Origin of the sequence: Rathayibacter sp. VKM Ac-2927, assembly GCF_022815525.1 — a bacterium.
In the GTDB taxonomy this organism is placed as follows: domain Bacteria; phylum Actinomycetota; class Actinomycetes; order Actinomycetales; family Microbacteriaceae; genus Rathayibacter; species Rathayibacter festucae.
Window position 1 is genome coordinate 45,593 of the sequence record NZ_JALGRT010000005.1, and the last position, 21,980, is coordinate 67,572.

A 21,980-nucleotide genomic window follows, 5' to 3' on the forward strand; every position below is an offset into this window, starting at 1 on the left:
CGTCGATGACGACGAATGTCCCCGCACACCCCTACACCACCCCGATCTCGACGAGACCGCTGAGCAAGTGGTACATCCCCGCCCTCGGCCTCGCGCAGTTCGGCATCTTCATCGCCATCCTGTCGCCGGTCATCGTCAGCATGCAGCTCAAGGCGCAGGAGCTGGACCCGGGGAACCCGGCGGCGATCATCGGGACCGTGCTCCCCATCGGCGCACTCGGCGCCCTCATCGGCAACCCGGTCTTCGGCGCACTGAGCGACCGCACCCGCACCCGCTGGGGTCGCCGCAAGCCGTGGCTGCTGGGCGGGATCCTCGCGCTCGCACTCGGGCTGGTCCTGGTGGCCGGCTCGTACGACGTCCTGACGCTCACGCTCTCGTGGCTGCTCTGCCAGCTCGCGTCCAACGCCGCCTCGGCAGCGCTGATCGCGAGCTTCGCCGACAACGTTCCGACCGAGCAGCGCGGCCGGGCCTCCAGCACTCTCGCCCTGGCACAGAACGTGTCGATCCTCGCGGGCGTCTACGGAGCCGTGCTGCTGGTCGACGACCTGCCCGTGCTCTTCGTCCTCCCCGGCGTCCTGGGCGTGGTCCTCGTCGCGGTGTACGTTTTCGTCACTCCCGACCGCCTTCCCGCCGCCGAGCCCCGCCCCTTCTCGCTGCGTCAGGTCCTCGGCACCTTCTGGACGAACCCGCTGAAGTTCCCCGACTTCGGTCTCGCCTGGTGGTCGCGATTCCTCATCACGTTCGCGATGTTCATTTTCACGACGTACCGGCTCCTGTACATGCAGGACCACCTCGGTCTCGACGCCGAGGCCGCGGTCGGCGCGATCGCCCTCGGCGTGCTGCTCTACACAATCGCGCTGATGGCCGCCGCCTTTGTCTCGGGCTGGCTGAGCGACAAGCTCGGCCGACGGAAGATCTTCGTTGCGGGATCGACCGCCCTCACCGGCGTCGGCTTCGTGATCCTCGCAGTGAGCGACACGGTCGCGGTCTTCTACGTCGCCGAGATCGTCCTCGGTCTCGCCTACGGCGTCTACGCCGCGGTCGACACGGCCCTCGTCGTCGACGTCCTGCCCGACCCGGCCAAGCCGGGCAAGGACCTCGGAGTCATCAACATCGCGAACTCCCTGCCGCAGTCGCTCGCCCCTGCAGCGGGACTCGCGCTGCTCGGCCTCGGAGGCGGCACCGACAACTACGTCGCCATGCTCATCGGCGCCGGGGTGATCTCCCTGGTCGGCACCCTGGTCGTCATCCCGATCAAGCAGGTGCGGTGACCGCTCCCTCCGGCGCGGGGCCGGTCGAGCTGCGGACGATCAACTCGGCGGGCGTGGCGATGCGCCGGCGAGGGGTCTCCGAGCCGTCGATCCGCTCCACCAGGGTCTCGAGGGCCGCCTCGACCGTGCGCTCCACGTCCTGCCGGACGGAGGTGAGCCGGTGGTAGCTCAGACCTGCCAACCGGCTGTCGTCGAAGCCGACCACCGAGATCCGACCCGGAACGGGGACACCGGCCAAGGCGAGCACGGCCAGCACCGCGGTGGCCACCTGGTCTCCGCAGCACACCAGCGCCGTCGGCGGGTCGGACCGAGCCAGCACCGCTCGAGCCGCGTCGGCGCCGGACTCCTCATCGAACCCGCTCTCGATCACGTCGACCCGGTCACCAAGCCCCACCGCCTCCATGGCTGCCCGGTAGGCCGCGGCGCGATCCTCTCCGAGGAAGCCGCCGAGACCACCCACATAGCCGATCCTCTCGTGGCCCAGCGAGACGAGGTGATCGATCGCAGCGCGCAGGCCGGCCGCTTCGTCGACGTGCACGTTGTCCACATCCTCGTCCCGTACCCATTCGCCGAGCCATACGATCGGCACCCTCCGACGAGCGTCCGCCAACGCAGGAGCGGCAGGATCGGCATTGAAGACCGCGATTCCCTCGACCCGCTCCTCCAGCAGCGCGGCGATCGCGTCCTCACTCGGGTGCTCCCCCGCCATCGGGCGCGGTACCACGTGGAAACCCTTCTCGGCGGCGCGCACGATCATGCGCTCGACGACGCGCGACTGGAACGGATTGCTCATCGAGAACGCGACACCCAAGAGCCCGGTCCGCTGCTGCCGGAGCTGGCGAGCCGACGCGTTCGGCCGATAGCCGAGCTCGGCCGCCGCCGCGAGCACGCGATCGCGGGACTCCGCACTTGGGCCGGCGGCTCCGCGCAGGACCAGGGAGACGAGCTGACGTGAGACACCGAGCGACTCCGCGATATCGCGCATGGTCGGCGGGGCCGCCCGGAACGGCACGTTCCTGTGCTCTTCGCTTCCCGGCTCCCGCATGGTCCGAGTTTGGCACGAGCGAGATCCTCCCGGCCGATCAGGACGACCAGCGCAACGAGTCCCCCCCGCTCACACGCGTTCCGGTCGGAGCGCCCTCCATCGAGCGAGAGTGCTCTCGTAGACGGGTCGGAACAGCTCGCCGAGGTCGAGAGTCGGATCGGCGAGCCACTGCAGCTCGAGCCCGTCCATCACCGCGAAGAGGAGCCGGGCCTCGCCCTCGCACTGCGCCTGCGTCAGAGGCGCGATCTCGCTGTCCTCGAGCGCCTCGTGAAGGGCGCTGACGGCCTCCTGCACGATGCGGTTGTAGCGGCGCACGACCCAGTCGCGGGCCGGATGCGCCGGGTCGGACGCCTCCGTGCAGATGGTGAGCAGCAGCTCGATGAGCCCCGGGTGCTCGCGGTGGCGCTCCATTAACCCCGGCAGCAGGGCGAAGTACGCCAGCCCCCTGACCGAGGAGCGCCGGGCGCGATTGAGTTCGCTCTCGTCGTCGAACCGGTCGAGGACTGCGAGCAGCAGCTCTTCCTTCGACCCGAAATGGCGGAGGATCCCGGCGGAGGTCACTCCCACCTCTTCGGCGATCTCGCGCAGCGACGCCGTGCCGTACCCGCGGCGGCCGAAGACCCGGAACGCGGCGTCCAGGATCTGGCGCCGTCGCTCGATGCCCGTGCGGTACGGGCCGCGGGGGGAGGGTGTGCGCTCCTCGAGCGCGCCCGGCTCCTGAGAGGTACCGGCCATGCGCTTCTCCCCCGCTCCGCCCCGCCCCGCCGTGCGACGAGGTGCGTCCATCATCCCCCTCGGCGGACGGCCGAGAAGGGCGCGTCGAGGCTCGACGAGACGGATCAGCGGCGTCCGATAACGACTTCGACTCGCCTGTTGCGCAAAAGCGTCGAGACATTTACCTTTAGCCAACTGTAAGCACCTGCAAACATTTCATGGCCGCAGATGTTCCACCCCAGCCCTGCACTCTCTCCCCACTGACGCGGAAGGACGGTCGATGACGACCACCACACGCCCTCTCCGAGCTCCCGGCTCCCCGCTCGGAGTGGGCTTCCTCGGAGCCGGGCCGGTCACGCAGGCGATCCATCTGCCGACCCTGGCCCAGATGCCGGAGCTGTTCCGTGTCGTCCGGGTCATGGACGTCGACGCCGACGTCGCCGCATCGGTCGCCGCGCGGGTCGGGGCCGACTCGACCACCGACATGACTGCACTGCTCGCGGATCCCCGCGTCGACGTGGTGGCGATCTGCTCCCCGCACGTCTTCCACGCCGAGCACGTGATCGCCGCCTGCCGCGCGGGGGTCGCCGCGGTCCTCTGCGAGAAGCCGTTCGCGATGACCGGCGAGGAGGCGACGGCCATCGCCGCGGTCTCGGCCGAGACGGGCGTGCCGATCCTCGTCGGCGCGATGCACGCCTACGACGCCGGATGGCTCGCCGCCGCGGCAGCGGGCGTCGTGCCACACACCATCCGCTCCTCCATCGTCCTCCCCCTCAACGCGAGGTTCGAGGACGCGGCCACCGAGATCCTCTCGCGCCCCGATCCCGCGCCGTTCGACGCCGGCGACTCGGAGCAGACCGCCGCCGCGGTGGCGGGCGGAGTCATGGGTCTCGCCGTCCACGATCTGCCGCTCGTCCGCGAGCTGCTCGGTCGGGTCTCTCCCTCTGCCTGGTCGACCGCGCAGGTGGTGTCCGCGGAGTTCCTCGCCCCCTTCGGCTACCTGGTCGTGCTCACCGCGGGCGATGTGCTCGTCGAGCTGCACGCGGTGATGGGCAGCGCATCCGAGCCCGACTGGAGGCTCACCGCGATCGGGACGGACGATGCCGGGGACGATCTGATCGCCGAGGTGCGGTTCACGCCCTCGTACGTGCAGGCGGGCTCGGCGACCGCCGAGATCATCCGGGCGTCCGGCTCGCTCCTGGTTCCCCCGACCGACCGGAACGGCTACCAGGACGAATGGCGCCACGTCGCCGAGCTGGCCCGCGGTGCCACCCCGCTCCGCTCGACCTCCTCCCTCGTCGACGACCTCGTCTTCGCGCTGTCGATCGCCGAGGCTGCCGCGGACGCCGCTCGGAGCGGCACCTTCGCGGAGGCGGCTCGATGAGCGCGAGCGTGCACACCGAGCCGGCCGCGCGCGCGACCGGAGCGATCGACGCCGTGATCGCCTCCCTGCCGCTCTCGCTCCACGCCTCGGCGGAGCTAGCGGACGCCGACCTGGTCGCCGTCGACGGATGTCCCGGATGGCCGGCACGCCTCCACGATCACGTCGTCGCCGGTGCACGCGGAGCTGTCGTGATCGATCCTGTGGCCGAGGACGCCCCGGAGCTCGGCGTGCCCGTCGTGGTCGACCGCGTCTACGCGTCGCATCCCGCGATCGCCGACGCCGCCCGACTCGCCGAGGCGATCGGCGTCGAGGCCCTCGTCGAAGTGCGGATCGAAGTGCCCGCCGAGCGCGCTCTCGAGCGTGCGCTGCTCGACGGCCTCGCCCTCGCCCGCTCGATCACCGGAGCGAAGATCGAGGCCGGGCACGTCCTCGTGCGAACGAGTCGCGCGCTGTCGGCCCGCGTCCGCTTCTCGGACCGCCGCACCGGACTGCTCACCCTCGTGCGCACCGGCGCTCGCGAGCCCACGGCGCTCGTGCGCCTCCTCTCCTCCTCCGCCTCGCTCGTCGCCGAAGTGCCTCCACCCGGTACGGCGCGGCCCGCCTCGGTGCTGCTGAGCACCGGCACCGGGGAGACCCGCGCGCCCCTGCGCTTCGAGAGCGCGCACCGCCACTCCTGGCGCCGCCTGCTCGAGCAGCCGCCCCCCGGCGGAGATCTCGCCGACGCCGACGCCGACACCCGCGCCCTCCGACTGCTCCTCGACCCGTCCTCATCCTCCCTACCCACCACCCCGGGCACCGATGCCCGCCCCACCAAGGAGACCCCGCAATGACGCCCTCTCTCTTCCCCTCTTCGGCCTTCTCCCGCCGCGGCTTCCTCGGAGCCGCCGGTGGAGCCGCCGCACTCGCGACACTCACCGCCTGCTCCGGTGGCGGTGGCGCGAGCTCAGGCGGCGACGCCATCACCTTCTGGGACATGCCTTGGGGCAACGCCGACTACAACCCCGCCGCCCAGAAGATCGCGGAGGCGTACGCGCCGACCGGTTCGGAGCTTCCCGCGGAGTACCAGGTGATCCAGTGGAACAACTTCACCCAGACCTTCTCCTCGGCCATCGCCTCCAAGACCGGACCCGCCGTCTCGACCGGCGGTGGCTTCCAGGCCTTCCAGTACGCCGAGCAGGGAGCGATCGCCTACGCCGACGATCTGCTCGAGACCTTCAAGGGGAACGGTGTCTACGACGACTTCCTGCCCGGGATCGTGGAGCCCTTCAAGACGGCGAACGGCTACGCCGCGGTGCCCAACATGATCGACATGCGCATCTGGTGGTACCGCAAGTCGATCTTCGACGAGCTGGGTCTGACTCCCCCGACCACGTGGGAGGAGTACCTCACGACGGGAAAAGCCCTCGCCGCGAAGGGCTACTTCGCCTACGGGATCGGTGCCGGCGCCGGGAACAACATCGGCGCCCACTCGATGGTCGTGATGATGATCAACAACGGAGGCGGACTCTTTAACGCCGACAACGAGCTCGACTGCGTGAGCGAGCGCAACATCGAGACCGTCGACTTCCTCACTGAGCTCGCCCGCGAGAAGATCATCGACCCCGCCTCGGTGTCGTACACGATCGACAACGGACGCGAGCAGTGGAAATCCGGCAAGGTCGCGATGGGCATCAGCACCCCCGGACTCAACGACGACATCGGGGACACCGACGACGATGTGCTCGTCGCGACCCCGATGGCGGGTCTGCACGGCGACGTGGGGACCCTGCAGTTCCTCAACAACATGATGATGTACACGAACACGCCCTCCCAGGAGTCGAGCGAGGCGTTCATGTCCTACTGGTTCCAGAACTACGGCGACCTCTGGAAGCAGCGGCTCATCCCCGCGCTCCCGGTGCTCAAGTCCGTCATCGCCCTGCCCGAGTTCCAGGAGAACGCGCAGAAGGTCAAGATCCTCGACGAATGGCAGCCCATCGCGAAGACCTACGCCGCCACGGGCGACGTCGTCGACGCGAAGATCGCCGCCATCGACGGCGGCCAGGCCCTGAACGCGTTCACGCAGACCGTCCTCGGCGGTCAGGCCGACTCCAAGTCCGCGCTCGAGAAGCTCCAGAAGGACATCGAAGCCCTGTAGGCGCTCTGCGGGACGCCCGGATCAGGGCGTCCCGCAGACCTTCCGTGATTGGAACGGATCCCATGACCACCTCCACCGCCGCGCCCACCCGGTCGCTCTCACGAGCGGCCAAGGGCGTCGGAGCCTCGGGCTCCGGGGCCTCGCGCCCGCCCCGCCGCCGGACCATCGCGTCCCGCGGCTCGCTGACCCTGCTTCTGCTCATCGCCCCCTCGGTCTTCCTCCTCGTCCTGATCAACGCCTACCCCGTGGTCTACGCGGCGATCCAGTCGGTCCACGACGGTTCGCTGATCGCCACGGGCGAGTTCGTGGGCCTGGACAACTTCGTCCAAGTGCTCACCTCCGAGCCGTTCTGGAAGGCGACCGGGTTCACGCTCGTCTTCACCCTCGTGGGCGTCTTCGGCTCCTGGCTGCTCGGACTCGGACTCGCGCTGCTGCTGCGCACCCGGATCCCGGCCGGCGGGGTCTTCAAAGTCCTGCTCCTGCTGCCGTGGATCGTGCCGGTCGTCGTCTCCTCGACCGCCTGGAACTGGCTCGTCGCCACCCCCGACTCCCCGCTGCCGACGATCTGGCAGACGCTGGGCTGGGGCACTCCGCTGTTCCTCGCCGATCCGACACTCGCCGCGATCACGGTCTGCGTGTTCAAGGTGTGGGTGTCGTTCCCCTTCATGATGATGATGACCGCGTCCGCGCTCGCCTCCGTCGACGAGAACGTCTACGAGGCGTCGAACATGGACGGCGCGAACAAGTGGCAGCAGTTCACCGGCATCACCCTGCCGCTGATCGCCCGCTCGACCTATATCTCGTGGATCCTCATGACGATCTTCTGCGTCAACGACTTCCCCACGATCTATCTGCTCACCGGAGGCGGCCCCGTCGACGCGACGACCTCGCTCGTCGTCCTCGCCTACCGCACCGTGTTCCAGAACTTCCAGACCGGTCCCGGCATCGCGATCGCGTTCCTGATGACGGCGACCCTCGTCGTCGTCTCAGTCGTCCTCTACCGCCAGATCAGGAAGTCGGCCGTCGAATGAGCACCTCGATCCTCCACGCGAACGTCCAGGCAAAGCCGCGTCGCGCCAAGAACGTGAAGTCCGACAAGGGAGTCAGGGGCCAGTGGTGGCGCTTCCTGCTGATCCTGGTCGTCACCGCGGTGATCCTGGTGCCCGTCTCCGTCACCTTCGTCCTCTCGGTCACCCCCGGGCTGGGGTCGACCGCCTCCGGTTTCACCCTCGACAACTTCGGCTACGTCCTCTCCTCCACGGCGACGACGACCTGGCTCGCGAACTCCCTCGGCGTCTCGATCGCCACGGTGCTCGTGTCGGTCGCGGTGGCGGCGCCCGCCGGCTACGTGCTCTCGCGAGGGCGCTCGAAGCTCGTCTCGGGATATTCGCTGCTGCTGTTCGTCGTGCAGTCCCTGCCGATCATCACCTCGGTGATCCCGCTGTTCATCCTGTTCGCGAACTTCGGCCTCGTGGACAATCTGGTCGGCATCGGGATCATCTACGTCGGCTCCTCGATGTCGGTCGCCACCTGGATGATGGCGGCCTACTTCGACTCGATCCCGATCTCGCTGGAGGAGGCGGCCTGGATCGACGGCGCCTCGGTCTTCGGTGGATTCGTGCGGGTGGTTCTTCGCAACTCGCTCCCCGGGGTGCTCTCGACGGCGATCTTCACGTTCCTCCTCGCCTGGAACGACTACCTCGTCGCGATCGTGTTCCTGCGCTCGACGGACGCCTTCACGCTCCCGATGGGGCTGCAGTCGTTCTTCCAGCAGAACGCGACCGACTGGGGCTCCGTGATGGCCGTCGCCGTGATCATGATGCTCCCGCCGGTGCTCGTCTTCGCGTTCCTCAACAAGTACTTCTCCGTCGGAGGGATCGGCGGCTCGCTCGCCGGTCGCTGACCCTCCGCTCCGATCGAAAGGCAGAACGAGATGACCGCACCGCCCCCCACCCCCCGGCGCTCCACCGTCGCCACAGCCCTCGAGGAGGACCTCGCCGGCCTCCGCACCCTCGGGGTCGCTCTGTGACCGAGGTGAGCGCGGCTCTCGCCGACGTCTTCGACGAAGAGGGCTACCGACCGCTTCTGGACGGCCGGAGCCTCGACGGCTGGACAGCGATCCCCCGCGTGTACGGCGCCACGCGCCCGGGGGGCCCGCTTCTTGCGGAGTACTTCGCCGAGCACGGTGTCACGCCGCAGGCCGAGCCCGAGAAGCATCCGGCCGTCTGGCGGGTGGAGGACGGAGTGCTGATCGGCGCGCAATCGACGCCCGGCTACGGCGGCTACCTGCTCAGCGACGACGACTTCGGCTCCTTCGACCTCGCCCTCGAGATGCGCCCGGACTGGCCCGCCGACACCGGCGTCATGCTCCGCCGGAGGGCCGACGACTGGGCGGGCTTCCAGGTGCTCGTCGACCACCGGCCTTCCGGCGGCCTCGGGGGCTTCTTCGGCAACGGCCTCGCATCGTTCTCAGCGGTGCCGTTCGCGGTCGACGCCCTGCTCGACGGGAGCTTCCGCCCGGTCGGGCTGCGCGCCGACGACCCCGCGACGAGCGTGGAGCCGGTCACCCCTGAGAAGATCGCCCGGCTCGACTACGCCGCCCGGGTCGACGACCTCCTCCGGGTGTGGCGCTGGGACGACTGGAACGAGCTCCGCATCCGTTGCGAGGGGGGCGCCCTGCCGGTGCTCACGACCTGGATCAACGGAGTCCGGATCGCCCGACTCGACACGGCCGCGCTCGACGCGCCGGAGTATGACCCGGCCGCGGTCGCCGCTCATCTCGGCGTCCGCGGGCGGATCGCCCTCGAAGTGCACGACAACGACGAGCAGTTCGGCGATGCGCGCTGGGGACCGGGGGCGGAGTGCCGCTGGCGACACGTCCGCATCCGCGAGCACGTTGACGGCGTCATATGACGTCGTCACAGCGCGCTCGCTAGCTAGGAGACCGCGGATGCCGCAACGCCGACGAACGCAACACCGTACCCGCCGGAGCGGCCCGCAAGCGCAGTCCCGCCCCCCCGGGGGTCACTCGAAGAGCGACAGGGTGAGGGTCGAGCTGTACTGTCCGGCGTCGACGTCCGTTCCGGTGCGCAGGAACAGGGCGGCGTTCGCGGTCCAGGAGCCCTCCTCGGCGATGGCGGCCGAGTCGTTGGTGATGGCGAGCAGCTCCTGGTCGACGAGGCCGACTCCGTCGGGTCCGCCGTCGATGGCGGTGTCGACGACGTCGCCCTCGGCGACGAGGCCGGAGTCGCCGCCGTCGATCAGGTTCGGGGCCCAGCCGAAGTTCTCGGCGCCGATGACGTCACCGGTGGTGCTGGTGAAGTCGCTGGCGGTGCCGAGCACGTACCAGCCGGCGCCCTCGGGGATGTCCTCGGGGTCGCGGGTGTCGGTGACGGTGACCGTCGGCAGGGTGCCGGTGAACTGGCGGATGACGCTGGTCGATCCGTTCTCGGTCAGCGAGGTCGAGGTGCCGGCGACCGACATCGAGAGCGAGCCGGGGGTGGTGAGGGGCGCGATGTCGACGTTCACGTCGACGTCGTCGCTGCCCCTCTGCTCATCGGCGATGGCGGTCCCGGCGACGCCGAGCAGGAGGAGTCCTCCGGCGAGTCCGGCGACTCCGCGGACCAGAAGAGGTCGGTGCTGGAGGGAGCGAGTGTTCATTGCGGGAGTTCTCCGTTCTTCGGCTGCCTTCTGCCGTCGTGGTTCCGGGCAGTGTTGGGTGCCCGCCATCCAGCTCGGGAGGGTGCTGGGCGAATCGCTCCGGTCGATCCGCCCAGACGGTTGTCTTCCTGAGGTTCAGCAGCTTCGGGCGGTGTAAGGGGCTGTAGTGATCACGGTCGGCGTGGAACCGACCGGTCCGACCGCCGAAGTGGCCTGACCTGCGGTGATCGACACTAAGCGGGTCGAGAAAGCGGCTGAGGCGCTGGCGCCCGGCGCTACCTGGGCGAAGCTCTTCGAACCGTAGGCCGAGTCGATTCGCACGGCGATCGGCGCCGTGCCCGTGTTCGTCGTCGTCACGGTGAGGGTGACTTTGGACGCGACGCATCTCGTCGAGGCGGTAGCGGTAGTTGGGAAGATCGGCGCCGGTGATCCGATCCGCACGGTGTCCCACAACGGTGCAGAGGTGTCGAAGCTCACCGCTAGGCGATAGTCGTGACCGACGGCGAGTGCGGCAGGCAGAGTAACGCTTCCCTTCTGCTGGTCGTCGAACCCAACCGTGCCGAGTTCGGTGCGCGTACCGTCGACCGCAAAGGCGGAGACTCGTCCGTCGACGCCTGCGTGGGAGGCGAAGTGCGCATTGGTGCTCGCGTCGAGGGTCACCGTCGAGCCGCCGATGAACGAATCGGAGGCGACGAGCCGGGTCGACTGGGTGGTTCCGGTCAGCTCGGCCAGCGCAAGCGCCTCGGGAACGAGTGCCCACTCTTGCGAGTCGTCGGACTTCGGGTCGGTGGATGCCGCGATCACCGTGCCGAGGCGGGCCGCACCGTATGCGGCGCCGGTCCAGACCATCGCGGTGTTCTTGGTCGACTGGACGCGGTAGTAGCCGTCGCTCGTGGGTATGAGATTCCACAGCTTGTCTGAGCCGTTGTCGTCGACCCACTGAGTGAGCTGCTGACCGGCCGAGGCGTTGCCCTGCCAGATCGCGACCGAACGGCCGCCGGCCTTGTTCAGGAACGAGACGGAGGTGCCCTTCTTCTCGATGCGCCAGCGCTGTGTGTCGTTGACTGCGGCTCGGTCCCAAGTGACGAGATCCGCGCGGTCCCCGGTGTACGGCGGATCCTGGGTCTTGTCGTTGTCGGTGCTCAGCACCTGGCCGGTCGCCCGGTTGACGATCGTGTAGGCAGTCCCGAGACTGCGACCGAGATCGACATCGACATGATTGATCGGCCCCACGCTGCCGCCGGCCCACTGGGCCTGGAGGATCATCAGTTGCCCCGATCCCGCGACGTACTGCAGGTTGCGGCTGTAGCCGCCGGCGATCGGCGTCTGATATGCCTTCCACGCGCCGTCGCTGCGGCCGGATTCGTTGACCCAGACGTTCCCGCTTCCTGCGGCGTTGTAGATGATGCGTCCATCGGGGAATCTCGCGATCACCGGGCTGCCTCCGGTGGAGAGACGCGGACCGATGCTCGGCAGTGAGGTGATGTTCGCGCCGGATGCGCCGCCGACTGCGAAGAACTTCGTCGGGTCGTCAGCGATCTTGTAGTGCACGTTGTCGCCACCGCCGAAGTACTCGAACGTCAGCAGCCATCTGCCATCGGCGGTCGGGGCGACGGTGGTCATGCCGGGCCGGCCGCCTCCGATCTGGGTCTTGCCGTCGCCTCGATCGACCACATCGCCGGCCACGTCGACGACGGGCGCGCTCCAGCCGGCGGTTGTTCCGTCCCAACTGCGGTGGGCGAGGATCTGGCCGTGCGAGTCGGGTGCGCTTGCGTTCGCTGGATCGAGAATCGGAGTGCCGGTCGCGCTGTCGTATCCGAGGTAGTCGTTCTCATCGGAGTAGTAGGCGAGCAGCTGACCGTTGTACGCCATCAGGTACGGCTCCCAGACGGGGTCGACTTGCGCCGCGCTGTTGACGTTCGAGGTGCGGCCGATCGCTCCTGCGCTACCTCCCTGCCACCCGCCCTCGGTGATGATGTTCTCGACTTTCCAGGTCGCACCCTCGTCGACGCTTGAGTACAGCGCGAGCGCGAGGTTCTCGCGATCGCCGTCGCCAGAGGGCATCCAGCCGGGGTCGGCTGCCTTGTGCTCGCGGTACCAGGCGTCATCTCCTGAGACGATGCTGGCCAGCAGGACGGTGCCGGCCTTGAGTGCACCGACCTCCTGCGGCAGCGTGTAGAGGTAGGCGTTGGTCCAGTTGCTGGTGTACTTCGCGTACTTCGGATCGGTCGACGCGAAGGCGGGCGCCTTGACGTCGGCGAGCTTCTGCCAGGTGCGACCGTCGTCGTCCGTCTTGTGAACCGGCAGGGTCTGGCCGACAACTACACTCTCGCTGTCCTCGAAGGTCGCGAGGATCCGGCCGCTGGGCAGCTGCGCCGACTTCGGGTAGAGCACGCACGGGTTCTTGTTGCAGCTCGCCGGGTTCTGCGCCGTGTAGACGCTCTGCACGCTGGGCGAGTAAGCGGACGCACTGACCGCCCCCGGGATGGTGAGGCCGATCGTCACGGTGAGTGCGCTCGCGATCAAGGTCGCTTTGCGAAGGTGCTTCTGCATCGTTGCAGTCCTCTCGAGTGCTGGGGTCGACCTTCATTAGAGCTCAGCATCACGCCTCCGTCCTCGGTTCGGAAAGAGTTTCGCTCGGCGCCGGAGCGACCCGGTGATCGCCCGAAGGGCGAGTGGCGCGCGTGCTTCCGCCGGTCGAGCTGGCCCCGGGAACGTCGCACCCTCGACTCAATGCTCGACACCGTCGATACGAAAAACTTTCGCTGGATCCTGCGATCATGTGTCGCTCTGGAGTTGTTAGTTTTCAGACGCCCGGCAACGAAGCGGGCTTGCGCCGGCCCTCGAGGGCGGCCGCAATCATGATGCAGAGAGGCATTCAATGATGAACTCGCGATCCCGTGGACCTTTCAGGGGTGCTGCGGCGACTGCCCTGGTTCTGGTCGCAGGCGTCGTCCTCGCGGGCTGCTCGGGCGGGAACAGCTCGGACGGCCCCGGGAACTCCGCACGACCCGACGACGAGATCCACGTCCTGGTCCTGGGCGACGCCGCCGCGTCGGCGGAGCAGGCCGCGGCCGACCGGTTCAACGAGAACTCCGAGGTGAAGGTCGTCATCGACACCGGATCCACCTCCGGAGCCGAGTACACAACGGCGGTGCGCAACTCGATCGGCACCGCCTCCGCCCCGGACGTCTTCATGAGCTGGGGCGCCGCGGGCATCCAGCCCCTGGTCGACGCCGGCGCCCTGCTGTCCCTGAACGACTTCATCGAGGAGGACCCTCAGCTGCGCGACGCCTTCCTGCCGTCGGTCTTCGACGAGGAGGTCATCGACGAGGACGCCTACGGCATCCCGATGCGAGGCGTTGCTCCGACCTTCCTCTACTACAACAAGAAGGTCCTCGCGGATGCCGGTCTCGAGCCGGCGGCGACGTGGGACGACCTCCTCGCACAGGTCGGCCCGCTGAGCGACGCCGGCGTCACGCCGATCGGCCTCGCGGGAGCCGACAAGTGGCCCACCCAGATGTGGTACCAGTACCTGTTCGACCGGGTCGATGGAGCCGATGCGGTGAAGGACGGCCTGGCGGGCGACGCCGACGTCTGGGCCAGCGACGACAGCCTCGACGCCCTCGACGACCTCCGCGAGCTCGTGGACTCGGGGGCCTTCGGGAACAACTTCGACTCCGTCTCGTACGGAACCGACGGATCGGCGGCCCTCCTGCGCACCGGCAAGTCCGCCTACGAGCTGATGGGGACGTGGCACTACGCCACGATCGAGGGCGGCGACGAGGAGTTCGTCCAGAACGACCTCGGCTGGACGGCCTTCCCGTCCTTCGGGTCGGACGGAGCGGGCGACATCGCCGGCAACCTCAGCAACTTCTACAACGTGGCCGCTGACACCCGGTACCCGGACACCGTCCGCGGCTTCCTGGCCGAGCTCTACAGCGACGAGTTCCTGAACGACCAGCTCGCTCTGGGCAACCTGCCCCCGACGACGAATGCCGGCGATCTCGTGGCGGCCGACTCGAGCCTCGACGAGACCAACAAGGAGTTCCTCACCTTCGTCGCCGGCCTGGTCGCGAACGCCCCCACGTTCCAGCTGTCCTGGGACCAGGTGGTGCCCGCCTCCAGCCAGACGCCGCTGCAGAACGCGATGGCCGACTACTTCAACGGCACGATCGACGCCGATGAGTGGGTCTCCGCGGTACAGGCCGCGACCGCCCAGGAGTAGAAGAACCCCGACGGTCGCAGAGCGTCCGTCACGATGAAAGGCACCAAGCCATGACCCTCCTCCTCGATGAAGAGAAGGCTCAGGCGAAGAGGGGCGGCCTGCCCGCAGCAGGCCGCCCCGGCCCGCGCAAAGCAGGCCGCCCCGGCTTCGTCTGGTCCCTCCCCGCGATCCTCATGTTCGCCGTCTTCGCTCTGCTCCCCCTCGTCTTCGCCGTCTACCTCTCGTTCACCGAGTACAACGGCATCCGCCTCATCGCGCCCCAGTGGGTCGGCCTCGACAACTGGGCGCGCGTCCTCACTGACACTGCACTGCACCGGAGCCTCGTCGTCACGGTCGTCCTCGTCATCCTGGCCGTCGTCACGCAGCTCCCCGTCAGTCTCCTGATCGGCGTCTGGGCTGCCGGCCCGCAGCGGGCCCGCGCCGTCGTCGCCGCGCTGTACTTCATCCCTCTGCTGATGAGCACCGCCGCCGTGGCCGTCCTCTGGGCCTCGCTCGCGGACCCGAACTTCGGCATCCCGGCCCTCCTGACGCCGCTGCTCGGCCCCGACAACCTCTTCAGCAACATCCTCGGACAGCCCGCCAGCGCCATCGGGCTGATCGCGTTCATCTACCTGTGGGGCGCCACTCCCCTGCACACCCTGATCTATCAGGGCGGAGCGCGGTCGATCCCCGAGACGCTCTACCAGGCCGCCGCCATCGACGGGGCCGGCACCGTGCGGCAGTTCTTCTCCATCACCGTCCCGCAGCTGAAGAACACGATCGTGACCTCCACCATCCTCATGGTGGTCGGCACCTTCACCACTTTCGATCTCATCCTTATCCTCACGCGCGGAGGCCCGAGCGGCGCGACGTCCAACCTGCCGTTCTTCATGTACGACCGCGGGATCTCTGCTCTCGACTTCGGCTACGGCTGCGTTGTCGCAGTCATCGTCATCGCGGTCGCCGCCATCGTGTCGATCGGCATGGTGCGAGCGACCGGGTACGACCAGATGCAGGGCACCCAGGAAGGCCTCTGATGCGCACCCGACCCAACTACATCGCCGGCTTCTTCGCCGGGCTCTGGCTGCTGATCATCATGATCCCGGTCTACGTCATGGTCCGCGCCTCCTTCGAGAGCCGTGCGACCTACGCGGAGAACGGACCCCTCGGCCTTCCGCGCGAGTTCACCCTCGACAACTACGTCTACGCCTTCCAGCAGGGCTTCGGACGCTTCCTGCTGAACTCCGGTCTCATCACTGTCGGCACCGTCCTCATCATCCTGCTGGTCGTGCCACCGCTCGCCTTCGCCATCGTCCGCAGCGAGAGCCGCTGGGTGCGCGTGGTCTTCCGCGTGATGCTCTTCGGGCTCGCCATCCCCGCTCAAGTCGTGGTCATCCCGGTGTTCTTCTTGATCGACCGTCTGTCGCTCTACGACACGCTGCTCGGTGTCATCATCCCCACGGCTGTCTTCTTGATCCCCCTGACGACGCTGATCCTCTCCGGCTCGATGCGCGAGATCGGAACAGAGCAGTACGAGGCGATGGCGCTCGACGGCGCCGGATCGTTCAGGACATTCACCACCCTCGTGCTCCCGCTCTCGAAGGGCGGGGTCTCGACCATCGTGATCTTCTCGGCGCTGAACGCCTGGAACAACTACCTGCTCCCGCTGGTGCTCACGCGCTCGGCCGACAACCGCGTCGCGACCCTCGCGCTGGGCATCTTCCGGCAGGAGTTCTCCCTCAACATCCCTGGGCTGATGTCCGCGATCGTGCTGACCGTCGTCCCGATCCTGCTTCTGTACGTCTTCGCCCGCCGCTCTCTCGTCCGGGGGCTGATGGGCGTCGGGGGCAAGTGATGTCGCTCGACGGCAGCGCCCGCAAAGTGACTCTCCAGGACGTCGCGAAGGCCGCGAACGTCTCGCTGTCGACCGCGTCGAAGGTGATGAACGGACGCGCCGGAGTCGGTGACGGGACCCGGGATCGTGTCGACGCCGCCGCTCAGCAGCTCGGCTTCGTCGCTCTCGCAGACCGTCAGAGGGCGGCGAGCTTGGCCGGGGAGTCGACGATCGAGATGCTCGTGGAGCCTCGGGACGTCAGCAATCCCTACCTCGCCGCCTTCCTGGGCGGGGCGATCGAAGTCGCCAGCAGCTTAGGGATCGGACTCCTCACCCGCTCCATCGAGTCTGCGATCACCGACACGCCTACGGCATGGGCGAGCACGCTGGCACGAGCGGGGCGCCTGGGCGTGATCGAGGTGACCAGCACGTACTCGCCGTCCCGCGAGCGCGCGCTCCGGGCCGCGGGACTGTCGATGGTCCTCGTCGACCCGATCGACAGTCCCCGCACGACGACCCACAGCATCGGCGCCACCAACTGGGCCGGCGCCTACGAGGCGACGAAGCACCTCCTCGACCTCGGCCACCGTCGAATCGACTACATCGGCGGACCACCGCGGGCCAGCTGCGACATCGTCCGAGCACACGGCTGGGCCGCCGCCATGGCCGAGGCCGGCATCCACGTCGACCTCACCAGCGTGCCCCGAGAGGCGTACAGCTACGAGCACGGACTGGCCGCCGCGAGGACCCTCCTATCGTCCGACAACCCGCCGACAGCGATCTTCGCGGGCAGCGACGCATCAGCGATGGGGGTGCTCGAGGCGGCACGGCAGCTCTGCATCACCGTCCCCGACGATCTCAGCGTCGTCGGCTTCGACGACACCCTCATCGCGCGCATCTCCGCACCGCCGTTGACCACCGTGCACCAGCCCATCGCCGATATCGGTCGAACGGCCGTCACGACTCTCCTGCGCCTCTCCCGAGGCGAGAACATCACCACGAAGCGCGTCGAGCTGTCGACGCATCTCGAGGTCCGATCCTCCACAGCGCACCGCGCCGAGCACTCCCCCGAAAGGCCGTCATGACCACTCCCGCCACCGACGCACTCCCGCTCTGGAAAGACACGTCGTCGACCCCGGCGGAGCGCGCTGCGTCACTGGTTCAGCAGATGACCCTCCGCGAGAAGCTGCAGCAGATCGGCAGCACCTGGCCCGGCTCCGAGGACCTGGAGGAGGCCGTCGCCCCGCTCCAGGAGACCCACGAGATGGCTCTTCCGTTCGAGGAGGCGATCATCGACGGCATCGGTCACATCACCAGACCGTTCGGGACCGCGCCCGTCGAGCCCGCGGAGGGCATCGCGCGACTCGTCGGCCTGCAGCGCCGCGTGGTCGACGCGAACCGCTTCGGGATCCCCGCCATCGCGCACGAGGAGTGCCTCACCGGTCTGACCGCCTGGAAGGCCACCGTCTACCCCACCCCGCTCGCCTGGGCGGCCACGTTCCATCCCGATCTCGTGAAGGAGATGGGCGAGGCGATCGGCACCGACATGGCGTCGCTGGGTGTGCACCAGGGTCTCGCTCCGGTCCTCGACGTCGTCCGCGACTACCGCTGGGGCCGAGTGGAGGAGACGCTCGGCGAGGACCCCTACCTCGTCTCCGAACTCGCCTCCGCCTATGTCAGGGGCATCCAGTCCGCGGGCATCATCGCCACCCTGAAGCACTTCGTCGGATACTCCGCCTCCCGTGGTGCCCGGAACCACGCTCCGGTCTCGATCGGCCAGCGCGAGCTCCGGGACGTGATGCTCCCTCCGTTCGAGAAGGCGGTCGTCGCCGCCGGCGTGCGCTCGGTCATGAACTCCTACACCGAGCTCGACGGCGTCCCGACGGCGAGCGACCGGGAACTGCTGACCGGGCTGCTCCGGGATCAGTGGGGGTTCACCGGCACGGTCGTCTCGGACTACTGGGCGACCCCCTTCCTCCAGACCATGCACCGCGTCGCGGACGGCCTGGTCTCGGCGGGTGCGCTGTCGTTGACGGCCGGGATCGACGTCGAGCTTCCCCACACCGCGTCCTACACTGAGGAGCTCGCGGAGAGAGTCGGGGTCGACTTCATCGACACCGCCGCCACCCGCATCCTCACCCAGAAGGCCGAGCTCGGCCTCCTCGACGAGGACTGGACGCCGGAGCGCGACCACTCCGTCGATCTGGACTCGACCCGCAACCGCGACATCGCCGCACGGCTGGCCGAGGAGTCCGTCGTCCTCCTGCGCAACACCGACGCGCTGCTTCCGCTGAGCGACGAGCCGCGAAGCATCGCCGTCATCGGCCCTCTGGCGGATGACCCGCACGGGCTCTTCGGCTGCTACTCCTTCCCGAATCACGTGCTCCCCAACTTCCCCGAGGCGGGCCTCGGCATCAGCGCACCGAGTGTCCTGCAGGGCATCCGGGAGGCCTTCCCGAACGCGGAAGTGACCTTCATCGCCGGTGGAACGGTGATCGGCGAGGACACCGCGAACATCCCAGCGGCCGTGGCTGCCGCTGCCGAAGCAGACCTCACCATGGTCGTCGTCGGGGACCGCTCCGGCATGTTCGGGCACGGCACCTCCGGCGAGGGCTGCGACGTGCTGGGTCTCGAGCTCCCCGGCTCACAGCACGAGCTGACGGAACGGGTTCTCGAGGCAGCCAGCACGAGCATCCTCATCGTGCTCTCGGGACGCCCGTACGCGATCGGGTCGCTCGTCGAGCGGGCCACCTCCGCGCTCCAGGTCTTCTTCCCGGGCCAGGAAGGCGCGGCCGCCATCGCCGGCGTCCTGACAGGACGAGTCGACCCGAGTGGCCGGCTGCCGGTGCAGATCCCCGGAGCCTCCTCCGCCCAGCCCGGCACCTACCTCGCGCCGCCGCTCGCCCTGCGCAGCGAAGGCATCAGCAACATCGACCCCACCCCCGCCTTCCCCTTCGGATTCGGGCTCTCCTACACCGACCTCGTCTTCGGGCCGCTCCAGGTGGACGCCGAGAGGATCACCACCGACGGAACGGTGACCGTCTCCACGACGGTGGAGAACCGCGGCACGCGAGCGGGCACCGCGGTCCCGCAGCTGTACCTGCACGATGTCGAGGCCGACGTCACCCGGCCCGTGCGCCAGCTGATCGGCTTCACCAGGCTCCTGCTGCAGGCAGGCGAGAGCGCCGAGGTGAGCTTCACGATGCACGCCGATCTCACCGCCTACACCGACCGCGCGTTACGTCGGCGCGTCGATGCCGGCCTCATCGAGCTGAGCATCGCCGAGAACGCGGCCGGTGCTGCTCCCGTCGTCGCCGTCGAGCTGACCGGGCCGGTGCGCTACGTGGACCACCGGCGCGAGATGACGACCTACGCGGCAGTTCGCTCGTCCATCCGAAGCGCGAACGGATGAGCAAGGGCGTGTGGAGCGCGCTGATCGCGGAGTCCTGGGAGGAGGGCCTCCTCGCGGGAACGGGAGTCGTCGGCGGGATCCTCTACGGCGACCCGCGGCGGCACGTGATCGCGCTCGCGCACGAGGACTTCTTCGTGCCGGCCAACAGCCGTGTCCCCGCTCCCCTCCTCGCGCCCGTCCTCCTCGGTATCCGCCGGGCCCTCGCCGACGGGGAATCTGGGGCGGCCGCCGACCTCGTCGAGAAGGCCCTGCGCGAGCAGGGCTGGGACCCCGACACGCTGATCTGGACCGATCCGCTCGGAGCGATCGCTCAACTCGAGTGGGAGCCGGACGAGGCCGGCTGGAGCTCCTACCGCCGCGACGTCTCGCTGACAGACGGGGACGCGGCGATCTCCTGGGGGCTCCCCTCCGGTGCGCGGACGGGCCTGCGCGTCTCGACGAGCCACGGCACCGCCGGTCTCGAGGTCGAGCTCTGGTCGGACGAGCCGCTCTCCGGCCGCCTGAGCCTCGTGCCGGTGCGGGAGGCGGGATCGACCGCGACGACTGTCCTGCCCGTCAACTACAGCGACACGATCCGCACTCGGACCGAGGCGACGGCGACTGCGCTGACAGTCGTCGTCGACGCGCTCGGACTCGAACCGGGTACCAGCGCGAGTGCCTCCGCTCGCGTCGTCTCGGAGACACCCCGCGAGGCGGACGGTGAGAACGCTTGGCGCGTCGACGTGCCCGCCTCGGGCTGTCGCCTCCGCATCGACGTCGCCACCAGCCACCGTTCCGGGTCAGACCACGCTGCGCTCGACGTCGCGTCGCTCCTGACCGCGTCCCAGCTGATGCTCGTCGGGTCGACGAGCGCTGACGAACCCATCGAGCGCATCTGGGCGGAGGCCGTCGCGGGCGCGGTATCGGCCGAGCTGCGAGTACTCGAGCTGGCCTACTCGGCGGGACGGCGCAACATCGCGGTCTCCACGGCGTCCTCGCCGCCGACGTTGCAGGGGGTCTGGCAAGGTACTTGGGCGCCCGCGTGGTCGGCCGACTACACGATGAACGGCAACGTCCAGCTCGGAACCCTCGCGGCCGTCCTCTGGACGGGCACGCCGGAGCTGATGACCTCGCTCTTCCGGCTCGTCCGCCGCTACCCGGACCACTACCGATCCAATGCCCGACGCGTCTTCGGCCAGGACGGGATGCTGCTACCCGCCCGGATGACCACCCACGGCCACGCCAACCACTTCCTCCGCGACTACCCCCACCAGTTCTGGCTCGGGAACGGGCCCTGGTTCCTCCGGCTCGCAGCCGACTACATCCAGGTCACCGGTGACCGGACGATCCTCGACGACTGGCCCTGGGACCTCACGACCGAGATCCTCGACTTCTCCACCGGCGTGCTCGATGACGGGGAGGGGATCCTCTCGCCCTCCTACTCGCCCGAGAACACCCCGGCCGGCAGCGACAATCCCCTGGTCACCGACGCCACCGCGGACATCGCCGCGGTGCGCGACGGCTACCGGGTGGGCGCTTGGTTCGCCGCTCTCCGGGGCGAGCCGGATCGCGCTGCGACGTGGTCCGCGGCGCGAGACCGACTGCCGCCGTTCGCTGTCGCCGCTGGCGGATCTCTCGCCGAATGGTCGACTCGGTGGCCCGAGAACATCGCTCACCGGCACGTGTCACAGCTCTACGGGCTCTGGTACGACCCCGACGAGGCGTTCGACGCCGAGGGCCTGCGCGCCGCGGCTCTCGAGACGGTCCGAGCGAAGATCGCGTGGCGGGCCGAGAGTCCAACGGGACCTCCTGGCCGCATGGAGATGGCATTCGGCCTCTCCTCGATCGGACTGGCCGCAGCGACTCTCGGTGACGCGCCATCAGCGCACCAGTGCGCGGTGTGGCTCGCCCGGGACCACTTTACTCCTGCGCTCAGCACGACGCACGACGCCGGCGCGATCTTCAACCTCGACGCCTCCGGCGCTCTGCCCGCCGTCGTCGCCGCGATGCTGCTGCAGTCCACGTGCGACACCCTGCGTGTGCTGCCCGCGCTCCCTTCTCAATGGCCGGCAGGCACGATCACCGGCCTGACCGCGCGAGGAGCGGCGACCGTCACCCGCTTGGCGTGGACGCCGGACGATGTCGATCTCACCCTTGAGCTGTCGACCCGCGGTGACTGGTTGCGGCCGGACGGCGTCACCCTCGTCCTGCCTCGAGACTGCGTCCTGCGCGAGGCCGTCGGCGTCACGCAGATCGATCCGCGCTCGTTCGTCATCGAGCAGGGAGTCCGTCACGCGAGGCTGCGGGCCGGCTTCACCGGGTAGTGAAGGCAAGGCTCAC

General features: G+C 68.9%; 17 protein-coding genes. 13 read left to right on the plus strand and 4 right to left on the minus strand.

The window, feature by feature from the left end; translation table 11 throughout:
* Positions 1-5 precede the first annotated feature (5 nt).
* A complete protein-coding gene (locus MT353_RS15045; RefSeq protein WP_243625068.1) occupies positions 6-1,271 on the plus strand; it encodes an MFS transporter in 1,266 nt (421 codons plus the stop codon).
* Here MT353_RS15045 and MT353_RS15050 read toward each other — a convergent pair.
* Both MT353_RS15050 and MT353_RS15055 read right to left on the minus strand, forming a co-directional pair.
* Complete coding sequence (locus tag MT353_RS15050) at positions 1,255-2,316, minus strand: LacI family DNA-binding transcriptional regulator (RefSeq protein WP_243625069.1); 1,062 nt, start codon at positions 2,314-2,316, stop codon at positions 1,255-1,257. The two genes, MT353_RS15045 and MT353_RS15050, sit on opposite strands and share 17 nt — an antisense overlap.
* A 69-nt stretch (positions 2,317-2,385) precedes the next feature.
* Complete coding sequence (locus tag MT353_RS15055) at positions 2,386-3,051, minus strand: TetR/AcrR family transcriptional regulator (RefSeq protein WP_243625070.1); 666 nt, start codon at positions 3,049-3,051, stop codon at positions 2,386-2,388.
* A 259-nt stretch (positions 3,052-3,310) separates the two neighbouring features.
* Between MT353_RS15055 and MT353_RS15060 the strand changes: the two genes are divergently transcribed.
* The 6 genes from MT353_RS15060 (at position 3,311) to MT353_RS15085 (ending at position 9,461) form a co-directional block, all read left to right on the plus strand.
* Positions 3,311-4,414, plus strand: a complete 1,104-nt coding sequence (locus tag MT353_RS15060) for a Gfo/Idh/MocA family protein (RefSeq protein ID WP_243625071.1) — start codon at positions 3,311-3,313, stop codon at positions 4,412-4,414.
* A complete protein-coding gene (locus tag MT353_RS15065) occupies positions 4,411-5,244 on the plus strand; it encodes a hypothetical protein (protein ID WP_243625072.1) in 834 nt (277 codons plus the stop codon). The genes MT353_RS15060 and MT353_RS15065 overlap by 4 nt, the downstream gene beginning before the upstream one ends.
* Complete coding sequence (locus MT353_RS15070; protein ID WP_243625073.1) at positions 5,241-6,548, plus strand: ABC transporter substrate-binding protein; 1,308 nt, start codon at positions 5,241-5,243, stop codon at positions 6,546-6,548. Before MT353_RS15065 ends, MT353_RS15070 begins: the two co-directional genes overlap by 4 nt.
* 62 nt (positions 6,549-6,610) lie before the next feature.
* A complete protein-coding gene (locus MT353_RS15075) occupies positions 6,611-7,579 on the plus strand; it encodes a carbohydrate ABC transporter permease (protein ID WP_243625074.1) in 969 nt (322 codons plus the stop codon).
* Complete coding sequence (locus MT353_RS15080) at positions 7,576-8,451, plus strand: carbohydrate ABC transporter permease (RefSeq protein WP_243625075.1); 876 nt, start codon at positions 7,576-7,578, stop codon at positions 8,449-8,451. Before MT353_RS15075 ends, MT353_RS15080 begins: the two co-directional genes overlap by 4 nt.
* A gap of 122 nt (positions 8,452-8,573) precedes the next feature.
* Positions 8,574-9,461: a DUF1080 domain-containing protein gene (locus tag MT353_RS15085; RefSeq protein WP_243625076.1), complete on the plus strand. Its 888-nt coding sequence runs from the start codon at positions 8,574-8,576 to the stop codon at positions 9,459-9,461.
* 111 nt (positions 9,462-9,572) lie between these two features.
* Here the strand turns inward: MT353_RS15085 and MT353_RS15090 are convergent, their stop codons facing one another.
* Both MT353_RS15090 and MT353_RS15095 read right to left on the minus strand, forming a co-directional pair.
* Positions 9,573-10,208 (minus strand): hypothetical protein, encoded by a 636-nt coding sequence (locus MT353_RS15090; RefSeq protein WP_243625077.1) that lies wholly within the window; start codon positions 10,206-10,208, stop codon positions 9,573-9,575.
* A gap of 135 nt (positions 10,209-10,343) precedes the next feature.
* Positions 10,344-12,761 (minus strand): RICIN domain-containing protein, encoded by a 2,418-nt coding sequence (locus MT353_RS15095; RefSeq protein ID WP_243625078.1) that lies wholly within the window; start codon positions 12,759-12,761, stop codon positions 10,344-10,346.
* A gap of 328 nt (positions 12,762-13,089) precedes the next feature.
* On the opposite strand from MT353_RS15095, the gene MT353_RS15100 reads away from it, so the two are divergent.
* Genes MT353_RS15100 through MT353_RS15125 form a run of 6 tightly spaced genes read left to right on the plus strand, consistent with a single transcriptional unit; the run spans position 13,090 to position 21,964 of the window.
* Positions 13,090-14,436, plus strand: a complete 1,347-nt coding sequence (locus MT353_RS15100) for an extracellular solute-binding protein (protein ID WP_243625079.1) — start codon at positions 13,090-13,092, stop codon at positions 14,434-14,436.
* A gap of 50 nt (positions 14,437-14,486) precedes the next feature.
* Positions 14,487-15,452, plus strand: coding sequence for a carbohydrate ABC transporter permease (locus tag MT353_RS15105; protein ID WP_243625080.1), 966 nt, complete (start codon positions 14,487-14,489; stop codon positions 15,450-15,452).
* Positions 15,452-16,270: a carbohydrate ABC transporter permease gene (locus tag MT353_RS15110; protein ID WP_243625081.1), complete on the plus strand. Its 819-nt coding sequence runs from the start codon at positions 15,452-15,454 to the stop codon at positions 16,268-16,270. Before MT353_RS15105 ends, MT353_RS15110 begins: the two co-directional genes overlap by 1 nt.
* A 26-nt stretch (positions 16,271-16,296) precedes the next feature.
* Positions 16,297-17,334: a LacI family DNA-binding transcriptional regulator gene (locus MT353_RS15115; RefSeq protein WP_243625082.1), complete on the plus strand. Its 1,038-nt coding sequence runs from the start codon at positions 16,297-16,299 to the stop codon at positions 17,332-17,334.
* Positions 17,331-19,661 carry a beta-glucosidase gene (locus MT353_RS15120; RefSeq protein ID WP_243625083.1) on the plus strand — a complete coding sequence of 777 codons (2,331 nt, stop codon included), beginning with the start codon at positions 17,331-17,333 and terminating at the stop codon, positions 19,659-19,661. The genes MT353_RS15115 and MT353_RS15120 overlap by 4 nt, the downstream gene beginning before the upstream one ends.
* Entirely contained in the window at positions 19,658-21,964 is a 2,307-nt protein-coding gene (locus tag MT353_RS15125) for a glycoside hydrolase N-terminal domain-containing protein (protein ID WP_243625084.1), read from the plus strand. Before MT353_RS15120 ends, MT353_RS15125 begins: the two co-directional genes overlap by 4 nt.
* The last annotated feature ends 16 nt before the right edge of the window (positions 21,965-21,980 follow it).

Excerpts from the sequence above, each read along its gene's own strand:
- MT353_RS15065 (WP_243625072.1), top strand. The coding sequence starts at position 4,411 with ATGAGCGCGAGCGTGCACACCGAGCCGGCCGCGCGCGCGACCGGAGCG.
- MT353_RS15100 (WP_243625079.1), top strand. The coding sequence starts at position 13,090 with ATGATGAACTCGCGATCCCGTGGACCTTTCAGGGGTGCTGCGGCGACT.
- MT353_RS15095 (WP_243625078.1), bottom strand. The coding sequence starts at position 12,761 with ATGCAGAAGCACCTTCGCAAAGCGACCTTGATCGCGAGCGCACTCACC.
- MT353_RS15075 (WP_243625074.1), top strand. The coding sequence starts at position 6,611 with ATGACCACCTCCACCGCCGCGCCCACCCGGTCGCTCTCACGAGCGGCC.
- MT353_RS15120 (WP_243625083.1), top strand. The coding sequence starts at position 17,331 with ATGACCACTCCCGCCACCGACGCACTCCCGCTCTGGAAAGACACGTCG.
- MT353_RS15105 (WP_243625080.1), top strand. The coding sequence starts at position 14,487 with ATGACCCTCCTCCTCGATGAAGAGAAGGCTCAGGCGAAGAGGGGCGGC.
- MT353_RS15110 (WP_243625081.1), top strand. The coding sequence starts at position 15,452 with ATGCGCACCCGACCCAACTACATCGCCGGCTTCTTCGCCGGGCTCTGG.
- MT353_RS15055 (WP_243625070.1), bottom strand. The coding sequence starts at position 3,051 with ATGGCCGGTACCTCTCAGGAGCCGGGCGCGCTCGAGGAGCGCACACCC.
- MT353_RS15125 (WP_243625084.1), top strand. The coding sequence starts at position 19,658 with ATGAGCAAGGGCGTGTGGAGCGCGCTGATCGCGGAGTCCTGGGAGGAG.
- MT353_RS15050 (WP_243625069.1), bottom strand. The coding sequence starts at position 2,316 with ATGCGGGAGCCGGGAAGCGAAGAGCACAGGAACGTGCCGTTCCGGGCG.
- MT353_RS15090 (WP_243625077.1), bottom strand. The coding sequence starts at position 10,208 with ATGAACACTCGCTCCCTCCAGCACCGACCTCTTCTGGTCCGCGGAGTC.
- MT353_RS15060 (WP_243625071.1), top strand. The coding sequence starts at position 3,311 with ATGACGACCACCACACGCCCTCTCCGAGCTCCCGGCTCCCCGCTCGGA.
- MT353_RS15070 (WP_243625073.1), top strand. The coding sequence starts at position 5,241 with ATGACGCCCTCTCTCTTCCCCTCTTCGGCCTTCTCCCGCCGCGGCTTC.
- MT353_RS15045 (WP_243625068.1), top strand. The coding sequence starts at position 6 with ATGACGACGAATGTCCCCGCACACCCCTACACCACCCCGATCTCGACG.
- MT353_RS15080 (WP_243625075.1), top strand. The coding sequence starts at position 7,576 with ATGAGCACCTCGATCCTCCACGCGAACGTCCAGGCAAAGCCGCGTCGC.